At 66.3% G+C, this 16,940-nt stretch carries 10 protein-coding genes; all 10 read right to left on the reverse strand.

The window, feature by feature from the left end; genetic code table 11:
* Window positions 1-30: 30 nt before the first annotated feature.
* Window positions 31-681 (reverse strand): hypothetical protein, encoded by a 651-nt coding sequence (locus ACSVIE_RS07135; protein WP_426006662.1) that lies wholly within the window; start codon window positions 679-681, stop codon window positions 31-33.
* Window positions 682-770: 89 nt separating this feature from the next.
* Window positions 771-5,213, reverse strand: coding sequence for an FtsK/SpoIIIE domain-containing protein (locus ACSVIE_RS07140; protein WP_442423432.1), 4,443 nt, complete (start codon window positions 5,211-5,213; stop codon window positions 771-773).
* Window positions 5,210-5,914, reverse strand: coding sequence for a hypothetical protein (locus tag ACSVIE_RS07145; protein WP_442423433.1), 705 nt, complete (start codon window positions 5,912-5,914; stop codon window positions 5,210-5,212). Before ACSVIE_RS07145 ends, ACSVIE_RS07140 begins: the two co-directional genes overlap by 4 nt.
* Before the next feature lie 45 nt (window positions 5,915-5,959).
* On the reverse strand, window positions 5,960-7,723 hold the full coding sequence (locus tag ACSVIE_RS07150) for a protein kinase domain-containing protein (protein ID WP_442423434.1): 1,764 nt from the start codon (window positions 7,721-7,723) through the stop codon (window positions 5,960-5,962).
* Window positions 7,720-9,597 (reverse strand): hypothetical protein, encoded by a 1,878-nt coding sequence (locus ACSVIE_RS07155; protein ID WP_442423435.1) that lies wholly within the window; start codon window positions 9,595-9,597, stop codon window positions 7,720-7,722. The genes ACSVIE_RS07150 and ACSVIE_RS07155 overlap by 4 nt, the downstream gene beginning before the upstream one ends.
* Complete coding sequence (locus tag ACSVIE_RS07160) at window positions 9,584-10,507, reverse strand: PP2C family protein-serine/threonine phosphatase (RefSeq protein WP_426006657.1); 924 nt, start codon at window positions 10,505-10,507, stop codon at window positions 9,584-9,586. The genes ACSVIE_RS07155 and ACSVIE_RS07160 overlap by 14 nt, the downstream gene beginning before the upstream one ends.
* Window positions 10,504-12,012, reverse strand: coding sequence for an RDD family protein (locus ACSVIE_RS07165; RefSeq protein WP_442423436.1), 1,509 nt, complete (start codon window positions 12,010-12,012; stop codon window positions 10,504-10,506). Before ACSVIE_RS07165 ends, ACSVIE_RS07160 begins: the two co-directional genes overlap by 4 nt.
* Window positions 12,002-14,491 (reverse strand): transglutaminase family protein, encoded by a 2,490-nt coding sequence (locus tag ACSVIE_RS07170; protein ID WP_442423437.1) that lies wholly within the window; start codon window positions 14,489-14,491, stop codon window positions 12,002-12,004. Before ACSVIE_RS07170 ends, ACSVIE_RS07165 begins: the two co-directional genes overlap by 11 nt.
* On the reverse strand, window positions 14,488-15,903 hold the full coding sequence (locus ACSVIE_RS07175; protein ID WP_442423438.1) for a DUF58 domain-containing protein: 1,416 nt from the start codon (window positions 15,901-15,903) through the stop codon (window positions 14,488-14,490). The genes ACSVIE_RS07170 and ACSVIE_RS07175 overlap by 4 nt, the downstream gene beginning before the upstream one ends.
* Before the next feature lie 50 nt (window positions 15,904-15,953).
* Window positions 15,954-16,925, reverse strand: coding sequence for an AAA family ATPase (locus ACSVIE_RS07180; RefSeq protein WP_426006652.1), 972 nt, complete (start codon window positions 16,923-16,925; stop codon window positions 15,954-15,956).
* Between the last annotated feature and the right edge of the window lie 15 nt (window positions 16,926-16,940).

The raw sequence follows: 16,940 nt of genomic DNA on the forward strand, positions 1-16,940 counted from the left end.
TGCCGCACGCCAACGACAATATGTCGGCAGTCAGTGGGACGACAGACGGTTCCTGCTCCAGAGGGCGAACGCCAGTCCGCCCAGGCCCACCAGCAGCACCACACCCATGATGCCGAAAAGCCCCACCATGTTGGGGCCGGTGAAGCTGCCGGAAGCCATCACGGCGGCCTGTGTCTCCTTGCCCTGGTCGATCGGGGTGTTCCAGTTGGAGGACTTCGTCGCAGTTGGCGTCGAGGACGGCGTCGGGCTGGCTGTGGAGGTGGGGCTTGCCGACGGCGTGGGGGACCCCACCGAAGGAGCCGACGACGGCGCCACCACCTCGGGTGCCACCGTTGCCGGAGCCTGGACAACAGCCGGTTGCGGGGCCTGGACGGCAGGTGCGGGCGCTGCAGGGGCAGGCGACGCGGGTGCCGGTGCGGGTTCCCGCACACGCGTGGGTTCCGGCTTGGGTGCGGGCTTCGTCCTGCCTGCCTCGGGCGCCAGGCCCGGCTCCGTCGGAGTGGGCTCGGACGGAGCTGACAGGGTGGGGCAGGGCAGGGCTGACTTCCCGTTGCAGGGGGCTGCCTGTGCAGCCCCCTGCGGGATCAGCAGCGCTCCTGCTGCAAGAAGCACTCCCGCAACAACGGCAGGCAGGCGGCGCCGGGCGGACGGCGTGGCGGCAGGAAGAACAGTGGCATGCATGGGACGTGACCTCGCTGGGGGCGTTGGGGCGCTTAGGCGGTCCGGATGTTTCCGGCATCCTCCTACACGGGGCCGTCCTGAGGCAAATCCTAGCTTCGGTTCTCCGGCGGCATGGCCACTTGGAGTTTCCGAACCTTGCCCCGGCCCACGATGTAGCCACGTCCCGGAATGAAGTCCTTGCTGATGCGCCCCAGGGATGTATTGAGAAGGCTGTCGCCTTCCACGTCCCCGGGGTTAAGCAGCAAGCCGCGACGCCCGGATTTGAAGGGCTGGGCCAGCGACCATGCCTGGGACCAGGTGGAGGTTTCGGATTCGCCCACCACCCATTGGTCGGCCCGGATCGCCGCCGTCACCAGGCGTCCGATGCCGGATTCGGCGAGGGTGTCCGTGAACTCGGTCAGGCCCTCGATGAAGATCGCCATGCTGCCCGGATTATCGGTGGCTTTGTCGATGAGATCGTCCACGACGTCCGATACCTCATCCGGTCCCACCAGCGAACGGCTCCAGATGTTCAACGTGGCCACGGCGGACCGGCGGGAACCAATGTAGACCAGGTCCGTCTGCGGGTTCGACTTCCGCATGGCGTAAGCCAGCGTGACCAGGGCCACGGTGCGACCGGCGCCCGGAGGGCCGGCCAGCAGCAGCGAACCCTTGGCGGCGATGGAAGCCGGACCAAGGGTCTCGTCATCCACGCCGATCACCGGGTTGTCCAACAAGCCGGCGGGCAGGATATCCAGGTCCACCATGTCCGGCAGGCGCTGGATCTGCGGAGCCTGTTCCAGGCCCTGGCGCAGCATGGCCTGGCTGAGCTTGGATACTTCACGGGCCTGCAGGGCAAGGTTGGAGTTGCCGCCCAGGACTGCCAGTTGGACTTCCAAACCGTCCAGCAACCCACGGCCCGGGGGTGAGGCCGCAGTGAGGACGTCCTTGGGCACGTCCAGTGTCATGTAGTCGTCTTCCGAGCTGAGCCGGAGGACCAACCGTTTCTGGATGGAGGCCAGGAGGGACGCCGGCACGGAGTTGGTGCGGTCACCGCTCACCACCAAATGGATGCCCAGAGGGCGTCCATCGGTAGCCAACTGAAGGAAGATGTCCCACAGCGCGGACAGGTTGCTGTACTCGTAGCCCTCACGGAAGGCGGACATGCCGTCCACCAGGACAAAGATGCGCTTCTCGTCCGGACGGTTGGCGAGTTTCCGGTACTCCACAATGGTGGCGGCCCTGACCTCGGCATACCGGGCGGCGCGATCGTCCGCGATGTCCTTGAGCCAGCGCAGGAGCCGGCCAACACGTTCCACGTCTTCACCGTTGATGACCTCGCCCACGTGCGGGAGGCCGTCGAGCATCTTGAGGCCCGACGAACCACAGTCGATTCCGTACACATGCACGGGACCGCCACGGGGTGTCACGGCAGCAGCAATGGCAATCCCCCGCAGCGCAGCCGACTTACCCGAGCCGCCCGTACCGTAGACAGCCATGTTGCCGTCCTTGTCCGGCTCGTAGAACACCGTGGGCTGGTCCTGGTGGGCAGGGTTATCCGCCACGCCCAGGAGGAGCCTTTCGTCACTCCTCGGGTTGGGCAGCTTGGAGAAATCGTAGGTGGTGGCGAGCTCGTTGAGCCATGGCTTCCTGGGCGGTTCAATGCCCAGGGCATCGGCCGCCCGGGTGATGTTGGCGGTCATCCTGGCGATGTCATTGGGACCGGCCGGTTCCTCCACGACGTCGGTAGCAGGTGGCGGCTCCCAGGACGCCCCGGAGCCGAAGGCCATCTCCACGATGTCAATCCGTGGACGCTGGGGCTTGTCCGTGGTCCAGCCGCCCGCATAGCCGGTCTGGAAGCCTTGGACCCGCCCAGGACCTGTCTTGGCAGCGCCACGCCCGGGAATGGACGGGTCGAAATAGGCTGCGGTGGGAACGCCCAGGATGTCCACGGCGTCCACTTCGTCGGCCATGCGCAGGGCAACGCGAAGGTTGGTGTTGGCCCGCAGGTTGTCTTTGATGACACCGGCCGGGCGCTGTGTGGCCAGGATCAGGTGCAGGCCCAGGGACCGGCCACGCGCGGCAACGTCCACCACGCCGTCGACGAACTCCGGAACCTCCGTGGCCAGCGCGGCGAATTCGTCCACGATGATGATCAGGTAGGGCGGAGCTTCCGGATCCGCTTCCCGCTGCAACGCCAGGAGGTCCTTGGCCTTCTTGCGGTTCAGCAACCGTTCACGGTAGTGGAGTTCGGCGCGGAGCGAGGTCAGCGCCCGCCGCACCAGGTGGGGTGAAAGGTCGGTGACCAGGCCCACGGTGTGGGGCAGGTTGACGCAGTCCGCAAAAGCGGCCCCGCCCTTGTAGTCGACAAAGAGGAAGCTGACCCTGTCCGGGCTGTAGGCCGCTGCCATGCCCATGACCCAGGACTGCAGGAATTCCGATTTGCCGGCACCTGTAGTACCGCCCACCAGGGCATGCGGGCCCTCGTTCTTGAGGTCCAGGTAAAAGGGCTCGACGCCCTTTGAACCAACCAGGGCGCGCAGGCTGCCGTTGTCTTTGCGGTTTGCCACCGCCGTTGCGTGGACGGAATTGTTCTCCTGCCACCGTTCGGCAACCGCCTGCGGGTTATCCATGAGTTCCTTCCCCGTCAGCGTCGCGTAGGACACCGCACGCGGAAGATCGGAGTCGTCTTCCAGCGGGTTCCCAACGTCCACCAGCGGAGACATCATGCGGGCCAGTTGAGTGGCGAGTTCGGCGTCGAGGCTTTCGCAGCTCACCGGGTAGGTGTGCCGGCCCAGGCGGACCTGTCCCGTGGTGGTGCCGTGGTCGCCGTCGACGGAGAGGAAGTCGCGGCAGGCGGCCGGCAGGGACTGCACGGTGGCGGCCACCCACATCACGTGCACGCCAAAATCGGGTCCGCGTTCCACCAGGCGCGTCAGCCGTCCGCGGTCAACGGGAGCGTCGTCTTCAACCACCACCAGGACGGCAGGAACCACCGGAGCGGGAAGTTCCTCGTGTTCGTCCTTCACACCGGGCCGGGGCTGGGGTCCTGGCTCCTTGGCCAGGGCTTCCCGCTGTTCCACGAGGTCCTCCAGGCGGGACAACAGCGAAGCACCGGCCCCGGGACCTGCAGCCAGGTGGTCACCGGACAACGGGCTGTGGCCCGAGCCCACGTGGGGCAGCCACTGCAACCAGTCCCAACGCTCCCGGGAGCGGCCGGAAGTCAGGGCGCCCACCGCCAGTTCGGCCGGTGAATGAAGGCCGACGAGCTGCAGGACCATGCCCCGGGCGACGTCGTCAACCACGGAACGCTCCCCCGCCACGCCGAACGAGCCGGACGTACGCAGCTGGGACACGATGGGCACGCCTTCAATGACCCGTACCTGCTGCAGGCACTCCTGGATTTCCTTCATGTACTTCGGTTCGGTGTCGTTGGCTCCGGGCTCGTCGAACTGGATCCGCGACGGCGCGGAGCCCAGCCCGAACCGGACACCCAGGAACTGCTGGTGCTCAGGACGGTTGGTCCACAGCAGGGGTCCGAGCTTGTAGATGGCATCCACCGTGTCACTGACGGACGGTGCTTCCTGCAACCGGACCGCCCGCTCGATGTTCTGCTCGCGGTCGATGTCCTCCCGGAAGGCCAGCATCGCCGCCCGGAACTGCTTGAGGCCTTCCTTGGCCTGGCGCTTGCTCTGCATCTTGTGGTCCACATAGTGCCCCACAATGAAGATCGGCATCATGGCCATGAACAGCACGGACAAAAGGTTCTGGGTGACGGCGAAGAGAACGCCACCCATGAGGAGCGGCGCAATCAGCATGATGTACGGGAACGGCTGGTGGTCCGGTCGCTTGGGACCGGCAGGCGGAACGCGCTTGGGCGACTCGAAGCGGGGCAGGACCCGCGGTGAGCGGTTGAAGTCCACCAGGGGTGAGGTCGGGCCGCCACCGTGGTTCCTGGACAGCGCCACGACCCCCACGGTCGTATCACCCAAGGTCACGGTGTCGGACGATTCGAGGGTGGCCCGGGTGACGGGAAGCCCGTCCATGAGGAGTCCGTTGGCGGAGTTCGTGTCCACTATTTCCACGGTCTCGCCGACGGTGATGCGTGCGTGGCGCTTGGACGTCAGCGGGTCCGTGAGGCGGATGTCGGCGTCCCGGTCCCGGCCGATGTAGCTGGTGCCGAACGGCAGCGAAAATTCGCGTCCGACGTCGGGCCCTGACATGACGCGCAACGTGGCGGCCGCGGGTCCACGGTTGCTGCGGTTGTCCGCGAACTGGTCGCTGACCTGCGTCAGCGACACCTTGGAACCGGGCCGCAGACCGGACTCGAGCAGGTTGTCTGCGGGGTTGAGCACGCGCCCGGACAGCCCTCCGCCGACGAACGCCTCGTCCACGCTGATGGAAAGGTTCGACGGCGGTTCGGTCCCCTTCCGTGCGGGGTCGGACACCCAGAGCTCCGTGGCGATGTCCGCCACCGTTGCCCGGCCGTCCACGGTCACGGCCAGGTCCTTCGCTTCCGCGGGGTCCCGGCGCAGGGTCAAACGGAACTTCATCCTTCGTCGGCTCCACTCATGGTCTCAAGGAGGTGCAGGTCTGCCGGTGTCACCAGATGGGACGTGACGGCATGTTCCACCAGGCGTGCTCGTCGGTTGGTGGCCAGTTTTCCGGCCCCACCGCGCAAACCGACCACGCCCACGCGGTCCAGCTTGTCGCACACGTTGTCCAGTTTGCGGTTGAAGCGGGTCAGCGCCCACCCCAGCCGTTTGGCTGCCTCGGCAGAGGACGGGATGGCGCTGAAACCGGTCCCTTCCCGCCGTAGCATGGGCTCGGCCAGGGCCACGATCAACGCCTTTTGCGAATCGGTGAACACCACAGGGCCGATGGTGGTGTCCCCGGCTTGGTCCTGGTCCCGGGCTTCATGCCGGAAAGACGGTGTCTTCAGGTGCACGGCGAACTCGTACGTGGTGGGGCCGGCCGTGAAGATGACGTTGGTGTGGCTGAAGACCAACGGAATCCGCGCCCCGGGCGCCAGCCAGGCCTGCATGCCGCCGGAGCCGTCCGCGATGGTCGCCGACAACATGCTGCCGACGTTGCTGAGCCACCAGATGCCGTCGTAGCGGGCAATCTGCAGGAAACGCCGGTGAAGGTACGGGTTGTCGTCGACTTCCAGGTCGCCTTCACGGCCGATATTGAAAATGTCTTCGTCGGATGGTTCGTACCATTCGCCACAGAAATCTATTGCTAGATCCCCCATGATCTGTGCCTCCTGAGTGGAATGTAGATGTGTTTCATTGGGCCGTCAGTCCTCCACGCAGGCGATGGAACCCTCGCCCCCGGGCGAGGCAGTACCGTCAGCCCGGACAATGATCACCTGGATGCAAAGCTCCTTCTCGGTGCCAAACCAGGCCCGGGCACGGGGTTCAGTTTCCGAACTGCTGTACTCACTTTCTGTGAGAAGGACGGTCCGGTAGCGCCACTTGTAGGTGTCCCCCTCCTTGGGCTGCGGATTCTTCCACTGGAAATCAGCGAAGTCCGGCTTGTCAGGGTCACGTGTTCCGACCAAAGCCTCGACGTCGGGAACCCCGCCATCACCGATGGCGTCGGCCGGCGGTTTGCTGACCGTCTCGCTGGGAGCAGCCTTGGGTTGGGCATTGCCGCCCAGGACCACCCCGACGACGATCGCGACGGCCAGGACCGCGGCACCGGTCACGGCAAGCCACAGGTTGCGTTTGCTGTGGTCGGCCACGGCGGGTTCACCGCCGGCGTCTGCCGGGGCCTGTACCGCCGATCGGGCAACCGTGGCGTCCACGTCATGGTGCTTGCCCGAGGGTTGCCAGCCACGCAGCACTGTTGACTCCGCCGGTTCCTGGTCGGCCGGGCCGGTTGCCCCGAAGTTTCCGGTCTCGAACCGGGGCATCGAGGGGGCTGTCTCCGGTCGGAAGGCCGCGGGAGGAAGCTGGGGCGCCGGCCCGGTGCGGGGCGCCGGCCCGGTGAGGGGCGCGGGCCCGGTAAGCGGCGACGCACCCGGCCGCGCCTGGCCCGGAAGCGTGGACGGGAAGGTCCTGGCCGGGAAAGTGGGCGCAGACCCGGTGGTTGCCGTTCCGGCGGCGTCGGGGTCGATTGAGGCAATGCTGCGGACGCGCGTTTCCTCGACGTTGTCGTCCGGATGCTGGTCATCCCCGTGGCCCGGTTCCTGCAGTACTTCGAACGGTGTGACGGAAAGGTTCAGTTCCGTCTGGATCCGCTGCAGTGCCAGTGCGAAGGCGTGCGCCGAGGAGTACCGGGACCCCGGCGACTTGGCCATGGCCGTGGCCAGGACGAGTTCCAGTGATTCGGGGACGTCGGCCCGGCCCAGCCGCGGCAGGGGCGAGTTGGTGATCCTGGCGATGAGTTCGCGCTGGGAGTTGTCCTGGCCCGGCAGGACAAAGGGCGAACGCCCGGCCAGCAGTGTGTACAGCGTTGCGCCGAGAGCCCAGATATCCACGGGGACTCCGTCCACCGGTCCCCCGCGGAACTGTTCCGGGGGTGACCACGGGATGGACATGCCGGCGTCGTCCTCAGTGTCGGCCCCGATGGTGCCGGAGATGCCGAAGTCCGTAAGGGCAGGCCGGTTGTAGTCCGTCACCAGGATGTTGGCGGGCTTGATATCGCGGTGCACGATGCCCGCGCGGTGGGCAGTTTCGACGGCGGAAGCCACCTGGATGCCGACGGCCAGGACCTCATCCACACTGAACCGCTGGCGCCGGTACCTGACGTCTAGGCTCGGCCGGGAGCAATACTCCATGGCCAGGTAGGAGTGGCCGTCTTCAGTGATCTCCGCTTCGAAAATCGTCACGATGTAGGGGTGGGACGACAACTGCGCCATGAGGTTCGCTTCGGATTCGAAGCGGCGCCGTGCGCCCTCGGTCTTCAGGTCCGAGAGCAGCACCTTGACGGCTACTTTCCGGCGCGGCCTGTCCTGTTCGTACAGGAAGACGTCGGAAAAACCACCGGATCCCAGCAAGCTGACGTAGGTGAATCCGGGAATGGCGGGAGGCGGCGCGGGGGGCCTCTTGGAACTCAAAGAATCTCCTCGAAACGCAATGAAATGTCGTCACCCAGTTCAGCGATGTCGCCGTCCAGCAGGATGGCCATCTCGTTCTGGGCGAGCCGGCGCGGGGCCTGACCTTCCCTGATCAGGACGGTCCCGTTGGTTGCTTTCAGGTCGCACAGCATGACGTGCCAGCCCTCCAGCCTGACCTCGACGTGGGAGCGGGAAATGTCTCCGCCCGGGCTCTCGACCTGGACCAGCCTGGGCATGGTTCCGCCTTGGACCCTGGAGACCGATGGCTGGCGGCCAATGATGAGCGACTGGTCAAGGTCGATCAGCTCGCCCGTGGACAAGCGCATGCGTCCCAGCCGCGGCCGTGGAACCTGGACTGCATCGCCGGACAGCCCGAGGCCACACGCGGCGCACTGCGGATACGTGGGCGGATTGGCATGCCCTTGGGAACACACCCGTGCCAGGACGCTGGGCCCGTTGCCCGGGAGGGCGGTCGCTGGGTCTTGTCCTGCGGGGGCGGGGGCATCCGCCGTGATGCTGCTCTTCATGACCGTTTGGCCGTCGTGGTCGAAATCGTCGACGGCGGGTGGCTGGATGGCGTCCCGCGGAGGCACTTGTGGCGGTACAACCGGCGCTTCAGGCGCAGGGACGCTGGCGGCATTGCTGCTGCGCAGCCACGGCACGGAGTCGATCAGTGCCGGCGCGGCCACACTGGACGCTGCGGTTGCGTCCGGCGGTGGGCCTGACGCTGCGGCGTGCGCATTGCCCGACGGCGGGGCTGCCGCTGCCTGGGCGTCCGGATCCTGGGCTTCCCGTTCCCGGGCTGCCGGTTCCTGCCCGGCCGGTCCCTGTGTGGGCGGCTCCTGTGCGGGCGGTTCTTGCGCGGGCGAGGCAGCAGACGGTTCCGGCAACCCCGGAACGGGGACGTCGTGGTCGTCGGCATCGGCATCGATCCTGACTGCCGCGTCCTCGATGTTCCGCATGACCGTCTTGTCCCACAAGTGGTCGTAGTTGGTGGTGGTCTCCAGCGACGGCACGATCGGATCGGTGGTGCTGGTGGCAGCTGACTCGGCATCCTGCACCGAAGCATCGCCGGCTGATCCCTTGGGTTCGGGGTCGGGTTGCCCGGCGCTGCTTTCCGGCACGGCATCAACGGGTTCCACCGGACCGGGAACGATGGTCAGACCCAGGTCGGCGTCGGCGTGCCCTGCAGCATCGTCATGAACTGCAGCATCGGCATCGCCATCGGCATCGGTGTAACCGATCATCGTCTCGTCCGAGGCCGCCCGCGTTTCCAGAGCGGGCTGATGGATCCGCGTTTCCAGAGCGGGCTGATGGATCCGCGTTTCCGGAGCGGGCTGATGGGGCTGTGCCGGAGCAGCGGCGACGACGGGGGGAACCGGTGTCTGGGTCTCCTCCTCCTGCGGCGTGAGGATAACGTCCAGGGAAGCGAGCCGCACGACTCCTTCGTGCAAGGGCAAGCCGCCACCTGTCGGGGCATCGTCCGTAGCTGCTGGTCCGATGCGCAGGCTGTAGGAATCCGGGCCCGGCAGGCGCCGTTCGGTCCACGTAGTGACGTCCCGGCCGGACAGTTCCTGGTCCCCCGCAGGGTTCTGCACGGCCAGGTCCAGGTCACCGCGGAGGAACACCCGGAGCCCGTCCTTGGCGTCGATGATGCCGAAGGGAGGAATCCTGCTGAGGGACACGCCGAAGGCACTGGTGACCTCATGAAGGACCTCATGGGCTTCGGGGGCTGAAGACAGCAGATCCCATACCGCGTCCAGCAGCGTTGGCGATGTATCCGGGCCCAGCACTACTACTGTGCCCCGGCGGATGACACCGAACCAGTCACCGGCCGCATACCGCATGGCCGGGACGTTGTTACTGCTTGCCATCAACGCCTTCTTCCCCGCCTTCCTGGTTGCCGCCGGCAGCTGCGCCGTTCACCCATGCCCTGGGAAGCGTGTCCTCTTCAACGTCCGTTTCGCTCTCCGGCCGCGGCGCGGTGGTGGCGATTCCGGCGTCGTTAAGCACGTTTTTCGCGTCCACCACAATCACCGTGACGTTGTCCCGCCCGCCGCTGCGGAGGGCCGCCTGGATCAGGGCATCCACCGCGTCCTGTGGGTGGGCGACCGTGCTCAGGATGCGGAACAAGTGCTCATCGGTGAGTTCCCCATTAAGGCCATCTGAGCAAACCATCACGCGGTCGCCCTCCTGGATGGGCAGCAACCAAAAGTCGGCCTCGGTTTCGTCACCCGTGCCCAAAGCCCGGGTAACCACATGGCGGCGCGGGTGGATGGCGGCCTGGTCGATCGTGATGTCGCCTGCATCCACAAGTTCCTGCACCTCCGAATGGTCGACGCTGACCTGCGCGAACTCCCCTTGGCTGAGCCGGTAGGTCCGCGAATCGCCAATGTTCATGACCAGCCAGTACGGCACGCCCATCTGTTCCACCACCACGACGCCGGACAGCGTGGTTCCCGCCCTCCCGCCGGTTGCACCGCGGATGGCGGAGTCCGCCTTCAGCAAGCACGCCTGCAGGTCTGCTGCGGAAGCGGACCGCAGTCCGGCAGCCAGTTCCGGCGCGCTCCCCAGCGAACGGACACAGATCCCGCTGGCGATCTCCCCGGCCTCATGCCCGCCCATGCCGTCGGCAACGGCAAACACGGGGTCCGAGGCGATGAAGGAGTCCTCGTTCAGCTCGCGCCGCAGGCCGCGGTCTGTGCCGTAACCGTAACTCAGCCTGAAAGAGGTACCGCCGGCGGCGGCATCGGCGTCGGCGGGGCTTGCCGGCTGTGAGTTCATGCTTGTCCTAGGTGGAAGGAACGGTCTCCGAAGTGAACCGTCGAGCCGGGGCGAACGAATACCGGCTCGGCCGGAGTCAACCTGGTCTGGATACCATCGGGCGTGGCAACGGCTGTTCCGTTGGTGGAGTTGCGGTCCGTCACCCAGATGCCATCTCCGTCGACACGGAGATGCAAATGCGTTTTCGAGATGGAGCGGCCCGGATCCGGTACGGGCAGCAGTTGTTCAACGCTCTCCCCGGGCTGCGGAGCAGGATTGCGTCCGAGGAGCACGCTCCCCGCCAGCTGGACGTCCTGCCCGTCGTCGATACGGACCCGCAGCACAGCCTGGACACGTGCGGTTCCCGGGCGCAACTGGGTGCGCTCCACATCGTCGTCCGGATGCACCGTCACCGGTGCAGGTGCGGCTGGCTGGAAGGTTGCAGGTGCCGGCGTAGTGTGGCGCGGTGCTGCCGGTGGATGCCACTGGTTGGGGTCGTGGGAGGGCTGCGCAGGTGAAGGTAGGTGCTGCGCCGGGGCAGGCTGGGCATTGAGGATCGCCGGGGACTCCGAGGCTGAAGGCACCGGCGACACCACGGGCTTGACCGGCGGAAGGTCGACGGGAGCAAAACTGTAGGGTCCCTGGATGCCGCCTGTCGCTACGGGGTTCCTGCCGGCTTGGACATCGAAAACCAACGTCTTTGCGGCTTTGTCATGCCAGCCACGGAGCTTCCCGTTACTGTCCCACGCGTTGGAAACCACCACCAGGACAGCCCACACCACACCCAGCACCATCAGGGGCAAAGCGATCCAGAGCACCAGGCCCAGCAGCCCGACAGCCAACAAAATGCTCCCGGCCACGACCCCCAGCAACAGGACGCCGCCGATGATAAGGCCCCGGACGAACACGGCTCCGGCGCCGGGTGCATATCCATCGGCGTCGGAGCTGCGGATGCCCATCAGCTGGTTGCCGATGGTGTTGCCGGATCGTCCTTCCATGGCAAGCAGGACGAACATGTAAACCAGGGTGACCGCCAGTCCGATGCTGCCCAGCAGCACCAGGAGTCCGGTGTCGTAGACGATGAACCCGTTCCTGCGGGTTTGGGTGATGCCCGCAATCCCGATGGCGAAGGTGGCAGCCAATACGGCAACAGGTCCCACCCAGTCCAGCACTGCCGCGCCCAGCCGTTTGCCGGCAGATGCCGGCACCAGTTCGAGCTTTGTGGTCATGGTCCCTCCCCCTGGCCCCTGATGCGCGCCTGTTGCTGTACTGCGTGCCGAAGTGCCCGGCGGGTGGCCGGCACCCGACGGCATCACCGTGAGCGGCGACGACACTACCGAGATACTACCGGGATCGGGGATGCCCTGCCCGTCAGGGAAAGGCCGGGCTGCTCTCCGGGCATGGTTGACGTTCCGCTCCTTGCGGGCCCCGCGGTTAGTCAGCGGCGACCCGCAATGCGTGCAGAATGTGGCCCCGGACGGAACCTGGTGCCTGCAGGCCGGGCAAACTTCGGCCTCACTGCTCATCCTTGGTGTCTTTCTTGTTCATGCCGGCTTGGCGGCGGTATTCCCGACGGCTCAATGCGGCCCGGCCATCGGAGAGGAGGGACCGTGGCGAGAAGCGCGCCTGCTGCCGCTTCCAGAACCCCACGCTTCCCGTGATGTCACCCAGCGAGGTATCCACGATCTTCCAATACTCCCTGACCTCCTCCTCGCTGGGCTGGCCGGCACCGAAGACTGCGGCATCGGCCCGGTGGGCCAGGAGGGTGGTGGTGTTTCCTGCCTGGGGGAAAGCGTCAGCAAGGACGGTGGCCGACTCGCGGCGTGTGGACTTGGGGTCGATCGAGGCTCCCATGTCCGTCGCCAGGCTGACAACCTCGTTCCAACCACCGCCAACCCGCTGGGCGGGGTGACCGTCACGGAAACGCGCCTTCCGGCGTCGTGCTTTCAGCAGGAGGATCAGCAGCAGCGGCAACGCGAGAATTCCCAGCGGAATCAGCGCCACACCGATGGCGGCCAGCAGCGGACCCCAGAACAGCCAGGGGTTGTCCTTCTTTTCGTCGGCGTCCAAGGCATCCGGGGTGGAATCCGGCGGGAGGTCCGCCGGCTCCTGCGGCGGGGGCGGCGGCTGGAGCACCTGGGGTTTGGGCTTGGACTTGGTGTCAGGATCCGGAGGAATGGGAACGTTGTCCTTGGGCGGGGTGGGATCGAAGGCCACCCAACCGACGCGGTCGAAGGCCACCTCGACCCAGGCGTGAACGTCCTTGCCCGTGATCTTGATGTCGCCGGCACCGTTTTCCGGGCTCTTTGGATCGGGGTAGAACCCCATCACCACCCTCGATGGAATGCCGAGGTGCCGCAGCATCAAGGACATGGCCACTGCGTATTGCTCGTCGTCGCCCAGCATCTGCTTGGCAGAGAGCAGGTTCCTTACGCGGGCGGCGCTGTGTCCGGGCAGGCTGGGCAACTGTCCTTCAGCCACCAGGCCGTTGCTGAAAGCACCGCTCTTCTGGAAATGGGCTTCGATCTGCCGGACGCGGTCAATGGCCGTCGGCGCATCCGCGGAGAGTTCGTTGGCCTGCGAAGCTACGATCGGCGGGACTTCCTGGGCATCAGGCAGGGTGAGCTTGGCAAAGTCGTACTGCGTCAACTGTCCGTGCTCCAGCGTGCCGGGATCCGAAACCTGGACCGTGTAGGTGTCCCCCTTGGACAGGCCCTGGGTGGTGACCGCGGTGTCAGTTCCGGCGTTGAAGTACAGACCCGAAGCCGCACCCGAACCCTGCTGGAAGCTCATGCCCGTGGTGTGGCGGCCGCCGGGCACAAAGTAGCCCTGATAGTCCTCCACGCTGATTTGCAGGGTGTAGTTGGTGCCGGCCACCGGACTTCCGGCATCCGCCAATGTGTTCAGCGAACGGGCATCACCGACTTTGCTGAAGTTGCCGGAGCTGTTGGGGTCCATGGTGTAGTTCAGGCCGTTGAAAGCATCCAGGGCAGCCAGGCGCACCCGGGCGTCCTTGGGCAGACCCTTGACCGTGAAAAGCGTGGTGTCTTTTTCATCCTTGACGAAGTTCCGGAAGCTCGCCAGCGGCGTGATGTAGTCCCGCGGATCGAACGGCGGGACGATCGTGTTGCGCAGCACCTTCCGGTCGTCGCTTGCGGTGACCAACGGCGAAGCGATCGCTGTGACGCCCACGGCGACCGCGATAACGCCGGCTGCCGTTCCGAGGCGCCGCAATTTCCCGCGGCGGGCCGCTCCGGCGTCGGAGTCCGGCCGGTTGGCCGACACCGTCCTGGTGCTCGTTTGGCGCAGGGCATCGCGGCGGAAAGTCGCCCACACAATCGACACGACAGCCAGGGACACGCCGCGCTCAACGGTGAGGAAGCCGGCGCTGGTGCTGAAGGCGATTCCGGTGACGAACATCACCAACACGGGCAGGAGTGGCCAGTACGGGCTCTTCAGGCGCCATGTCAGCAAGCCCGCCGCCAGCGACATCAGCAGGGAGCTCAGGAACGGCACAATGAGCATGCCGTTCGCCGTGCCCACGGGGACACCTACGGTCAGCATATCCTTCCACGCGAACACGATCCCCAGCAGCAAGGTCCGCAGCGAGTCCAGGCTGGGCAGGAAGCCCAGGACGGCGGTGTCCGGCACGGCCAGGGCAGAGCCGAACAGCATGTAGGCGCCGAAGGCCAAGGCCACGGTGATGAGCAGGCCGAGGCGCAAATGTGCGTTGAGGACGGCGATCCCCAATCCCAGCACAATGCCGCCTGCTCCGGCCAGAAGGTAGTAAGGGTCTCCACCGAAGCTCAGGCTGAAACCCAGGACTCCGAGGAACAACAGGACCACCAGGGCACCGCAGTCCGCGGCAAAATGCCACAGCGGACGGCCATCGGCGAAGATCGAACCAGCCGGGGTGCGCCTGGCCGCGCGGGCACCTCCGGCGCGTTTGCCGCCGTCGGGATGACCGCCTGACCTGCGGGGGCGGACAGAAGGCGCGGTGCTCATGCGGCCGCCTTTCTCAAAACAATGGCGAGGTCGTCGAGGTCCCCTACGGTGAGGACGGTCAGGTCCGCGATGTTGGCCCTCGACGGCGCGGCGCCGGGTTGGACACGGACGGCAAGGCTGCGCACACCCGGCGGAACGGACGCCGCTGCCGAGCGCAGCTGGGTCGCAGTCACCAGGCTGCCGACCACGAAGAACACGACGGAGGCGTTGGGAACGGTATCGGCAAGCGTCCGGGCGAGGTCGACGGCGGTCTTCCGCATCGGGGCCCCGACGATCCTGGTCATATCGTCCAGCAGGTTGCGGCCCGTTTCGCAGCGAAGCGGACCTTTCTGCGTCATGACGTCGAGTTCGCGTTGTTCCCGGATGGCCTGCCGTCCAATGGAAGCAGCCACCGAGATGGCAAGCTCGAACCCGGATTCGGAATCGTATTCGTCCGTGTTGATCGAAAGAGAGATGGCAAGGTGGGCACGCCGGGTTTCCTCGAACTGCCGGACCATGAGTTTGTTGGTGCGGGCCGTTGTCTTCCAGTGGATGTGGCGGCGGTCGTCCCCGGGAACGTAATCGCGGAGGGCGTGGAAGGATACGTCAGCACTGGAAAGCTCCGTGGTGGGCATGCCTTCAAGATCGCGGATGAAACCCGCAGCCGAACCACCCAGGGCGGCGGTCCGCGGGTGCACGAACAGGTCCACCGGCTCCGTCCACAGGACGCGGCGGCGGAGCAGGTGCAGCGGATCGGCACGGACCGAACGGACAGGACCCACCACGATCACCGCACGCCGGGCCGTGGGGATGGTGAAAAGGTCCTCATGGACCTGGGCAGGCTTCATGCGCGGCAGGTGGAAGACGGCCGTTGCCGCACCCACGGGAAGCTCCAGCGACGCCGGCAGCAGAGGCCTGGTGGAGACGTTGGACACGGCGATGCTGCCCACGGCGTCATCCCCTACGGCCACGCGGGTACGGGCCAGGTCCAGGACCACGCCGTAGGCCGAGCGCCCGACAATGAAGATGACCGCCAGGAGGAACAGCAGGAAAGCGACCATGGCGGCCGATTTGGCTTCCTGCCAACCCCAGGCCTGACCGGCAACCCATAATCCGACCGCCGTTGCCAGCACCACCCAGCCCAGCACACTGACCACGGAAACAACAGGCCAGACGAACCGGAGCCACAGGCTACGGACCTTGGACCACGCCGGTGCGGCAAACTCGCCGGCAGTGCCCAGGGCTTCGGCCCACACGGCGGAGGGATGCAGCTTGCCTGGCGTGTTCGCCGTTCCGGGGCGCCGGCGGCCGGAGCCTGCAGTCCCCGGGGCGTCCCGGCCGGAACCGCGCAAGGATCGGATCTTGCCGCCAAGCGCCGACGCAGTGCGCTTGAGCGACTCAGCAGCCCTGCTCAGGGGTGTGCTGGAGGACATGTTGGGACCTTTGTTCGAACCGGGTGCGGGAATGATGACTGCGCTGGGCGCTATGCGCTGGCGCGTTGCTGCGGGGCGGCAACTTCAGCCAACACACGGCCCAATACCACCTCGGGAGTCGCGCCCGAGAACTCGGCCTCGGGATCCATCACCAGGCGGTGCGTCCACACCACGGGGGCCAGTTCCTTCACATCATCGGGCAGGACGAAGTTGCGGCCCTGTCCCGCCGCCCATACCTTGGCCGCCCGGACCATGGCGAGGGCGCCACGGACGGACACGCCCAACCGGGTCTCGGGGGCGTTGCGGGTTTCTTCACACAACCGGGAGATGTATTCCAGCACAGCGGTGTCCACATGCGTGGTGGCTGCGAGGTCCGCCATGTCTGCCACGGCCTGGGTGGTGATGATTGCGGACAGTTCGCGGGACCGGTCCTTCAGGTTGCTGCCGCCCAGCAGGCGCACCGTGGAGGAATGGTCCGGGTAGCCGATGGACGTCTTGATCAGGAAGCGGTCCAGCTGGGCTTCCGGAAGACGGTAGGTACCGGCCTGCTCGATCGGGTTCTGGGTCGCCAGGACCATGAAGGGGCGTCCGGCGTCGTAAGTGGTACCGTCCACCGTGACCCGGGATTCTTCCATGACTTCCAGCAGCGCGGACTGGGTCTTGGGCGAGGCACGGTTGATTTCGTCCGCGAGCACGATGTTGCTGAAGACCGGGCCCTTGTGGAATTCGAACTTCTGCGTCTTCTGGTCATAGATGGTCACACCGGTCACGTCCGAGGGCAGGAGGTCCGGCGTGAACTGGATGCGGTTGTGCGAACCCTGGACCGTGGCCGCCAGCGCCCGGGCCAATGACGTCTTGCCGGTTCCGGGTGCGTCCTCGAACAGTACGTGGCCCTCGGCCAGCATGGCGGTGAACGTCAGGCGGATGACATGTTCCTTGCCAAGGACCGCCTGGCCGACGTTGGCAACGAGCTTCTCGAACGTCTCTGCAAACCAGGCGGCTTGCTCGTTTGTCATGGTCATGGCGTCAGGGTCCTT

It is taken from the genome of Paenarthrobacter sp. NCHU4564 (genome assembly GCF_052156435.1).
In the GTDB taxonomy this organism is placed as follows: Bacteria; Actinomycetota; Actinomycetes; order Actinomycetales; family Micrococcaceae; genus Arthrobacter.

Coding starts and splice junctions, on each gene's coding strand:
- ACSVIE_RS07180 (WP_426006652.1), bottom strand. CDS start 16,925: ATGACCATGACAAACGAGCAAGCCGCCTGGTTTGCAGAGACGTTCGAG.
- ACSVIE_RS07135 (WP_426006662.1), bottom strand. CDS start 681: ATGCATGCCACTGTTCTTCCTGCCGCCACGCCGTCCGCCCGGCGCCGC.
- ACSVIE_RS07170 (WP_442423437.1), bottom strand. CDS start 14,491: ATGAGCACCGCGCCTTCTGTCCGCCCCCGCAGGTCAGGCGGTCATCCC.
- ACSVIE_RS07145 (WP_442423433.1), bottom strand. CDS start 5,914: ATGGGGGATCTAGCAATAGATTTCTGTGGCGAATGGTACGAACCATCC.
- ACSVIE_RS07140 (WP_442423432.1), bottom strand. CDS start 5,213: ATGAAGTTCCGTTTGACCCTGCGCCGGGACCCCGCGGAAGCGAAGGAC.
- ACSVIE_RS07175 (WP_442423438.1), bottom strand. CDS start 15,903: ATGTCCTCCAGCACACCCCTGAGCAGGGCTGCTGAGTCGCTCAAGCGC.
- ACSVIE_RS07165 (WP_442423436.1), bottom strand. CDS start 12,012: ATGAGCAGTGAGGCCGAAGTTTGCCCGGCCTGCAGGCACCAGGTTCCG.
- ACSVIE_RS07155 (WP_442423435.1), bottom strand. CDS start 9,597: ATGGCAAGCAGTAACAACGTCCCGGCCATGCGGTATGCGGCCGGTGAC.
- ACSVIE_RS07160 (WP_426006657.1), bottom strand. CDS start 10,507: ATGAACTCACAGCCGGCAAGCCCCGCCGACGCCGATGCCGCCGCCGGC.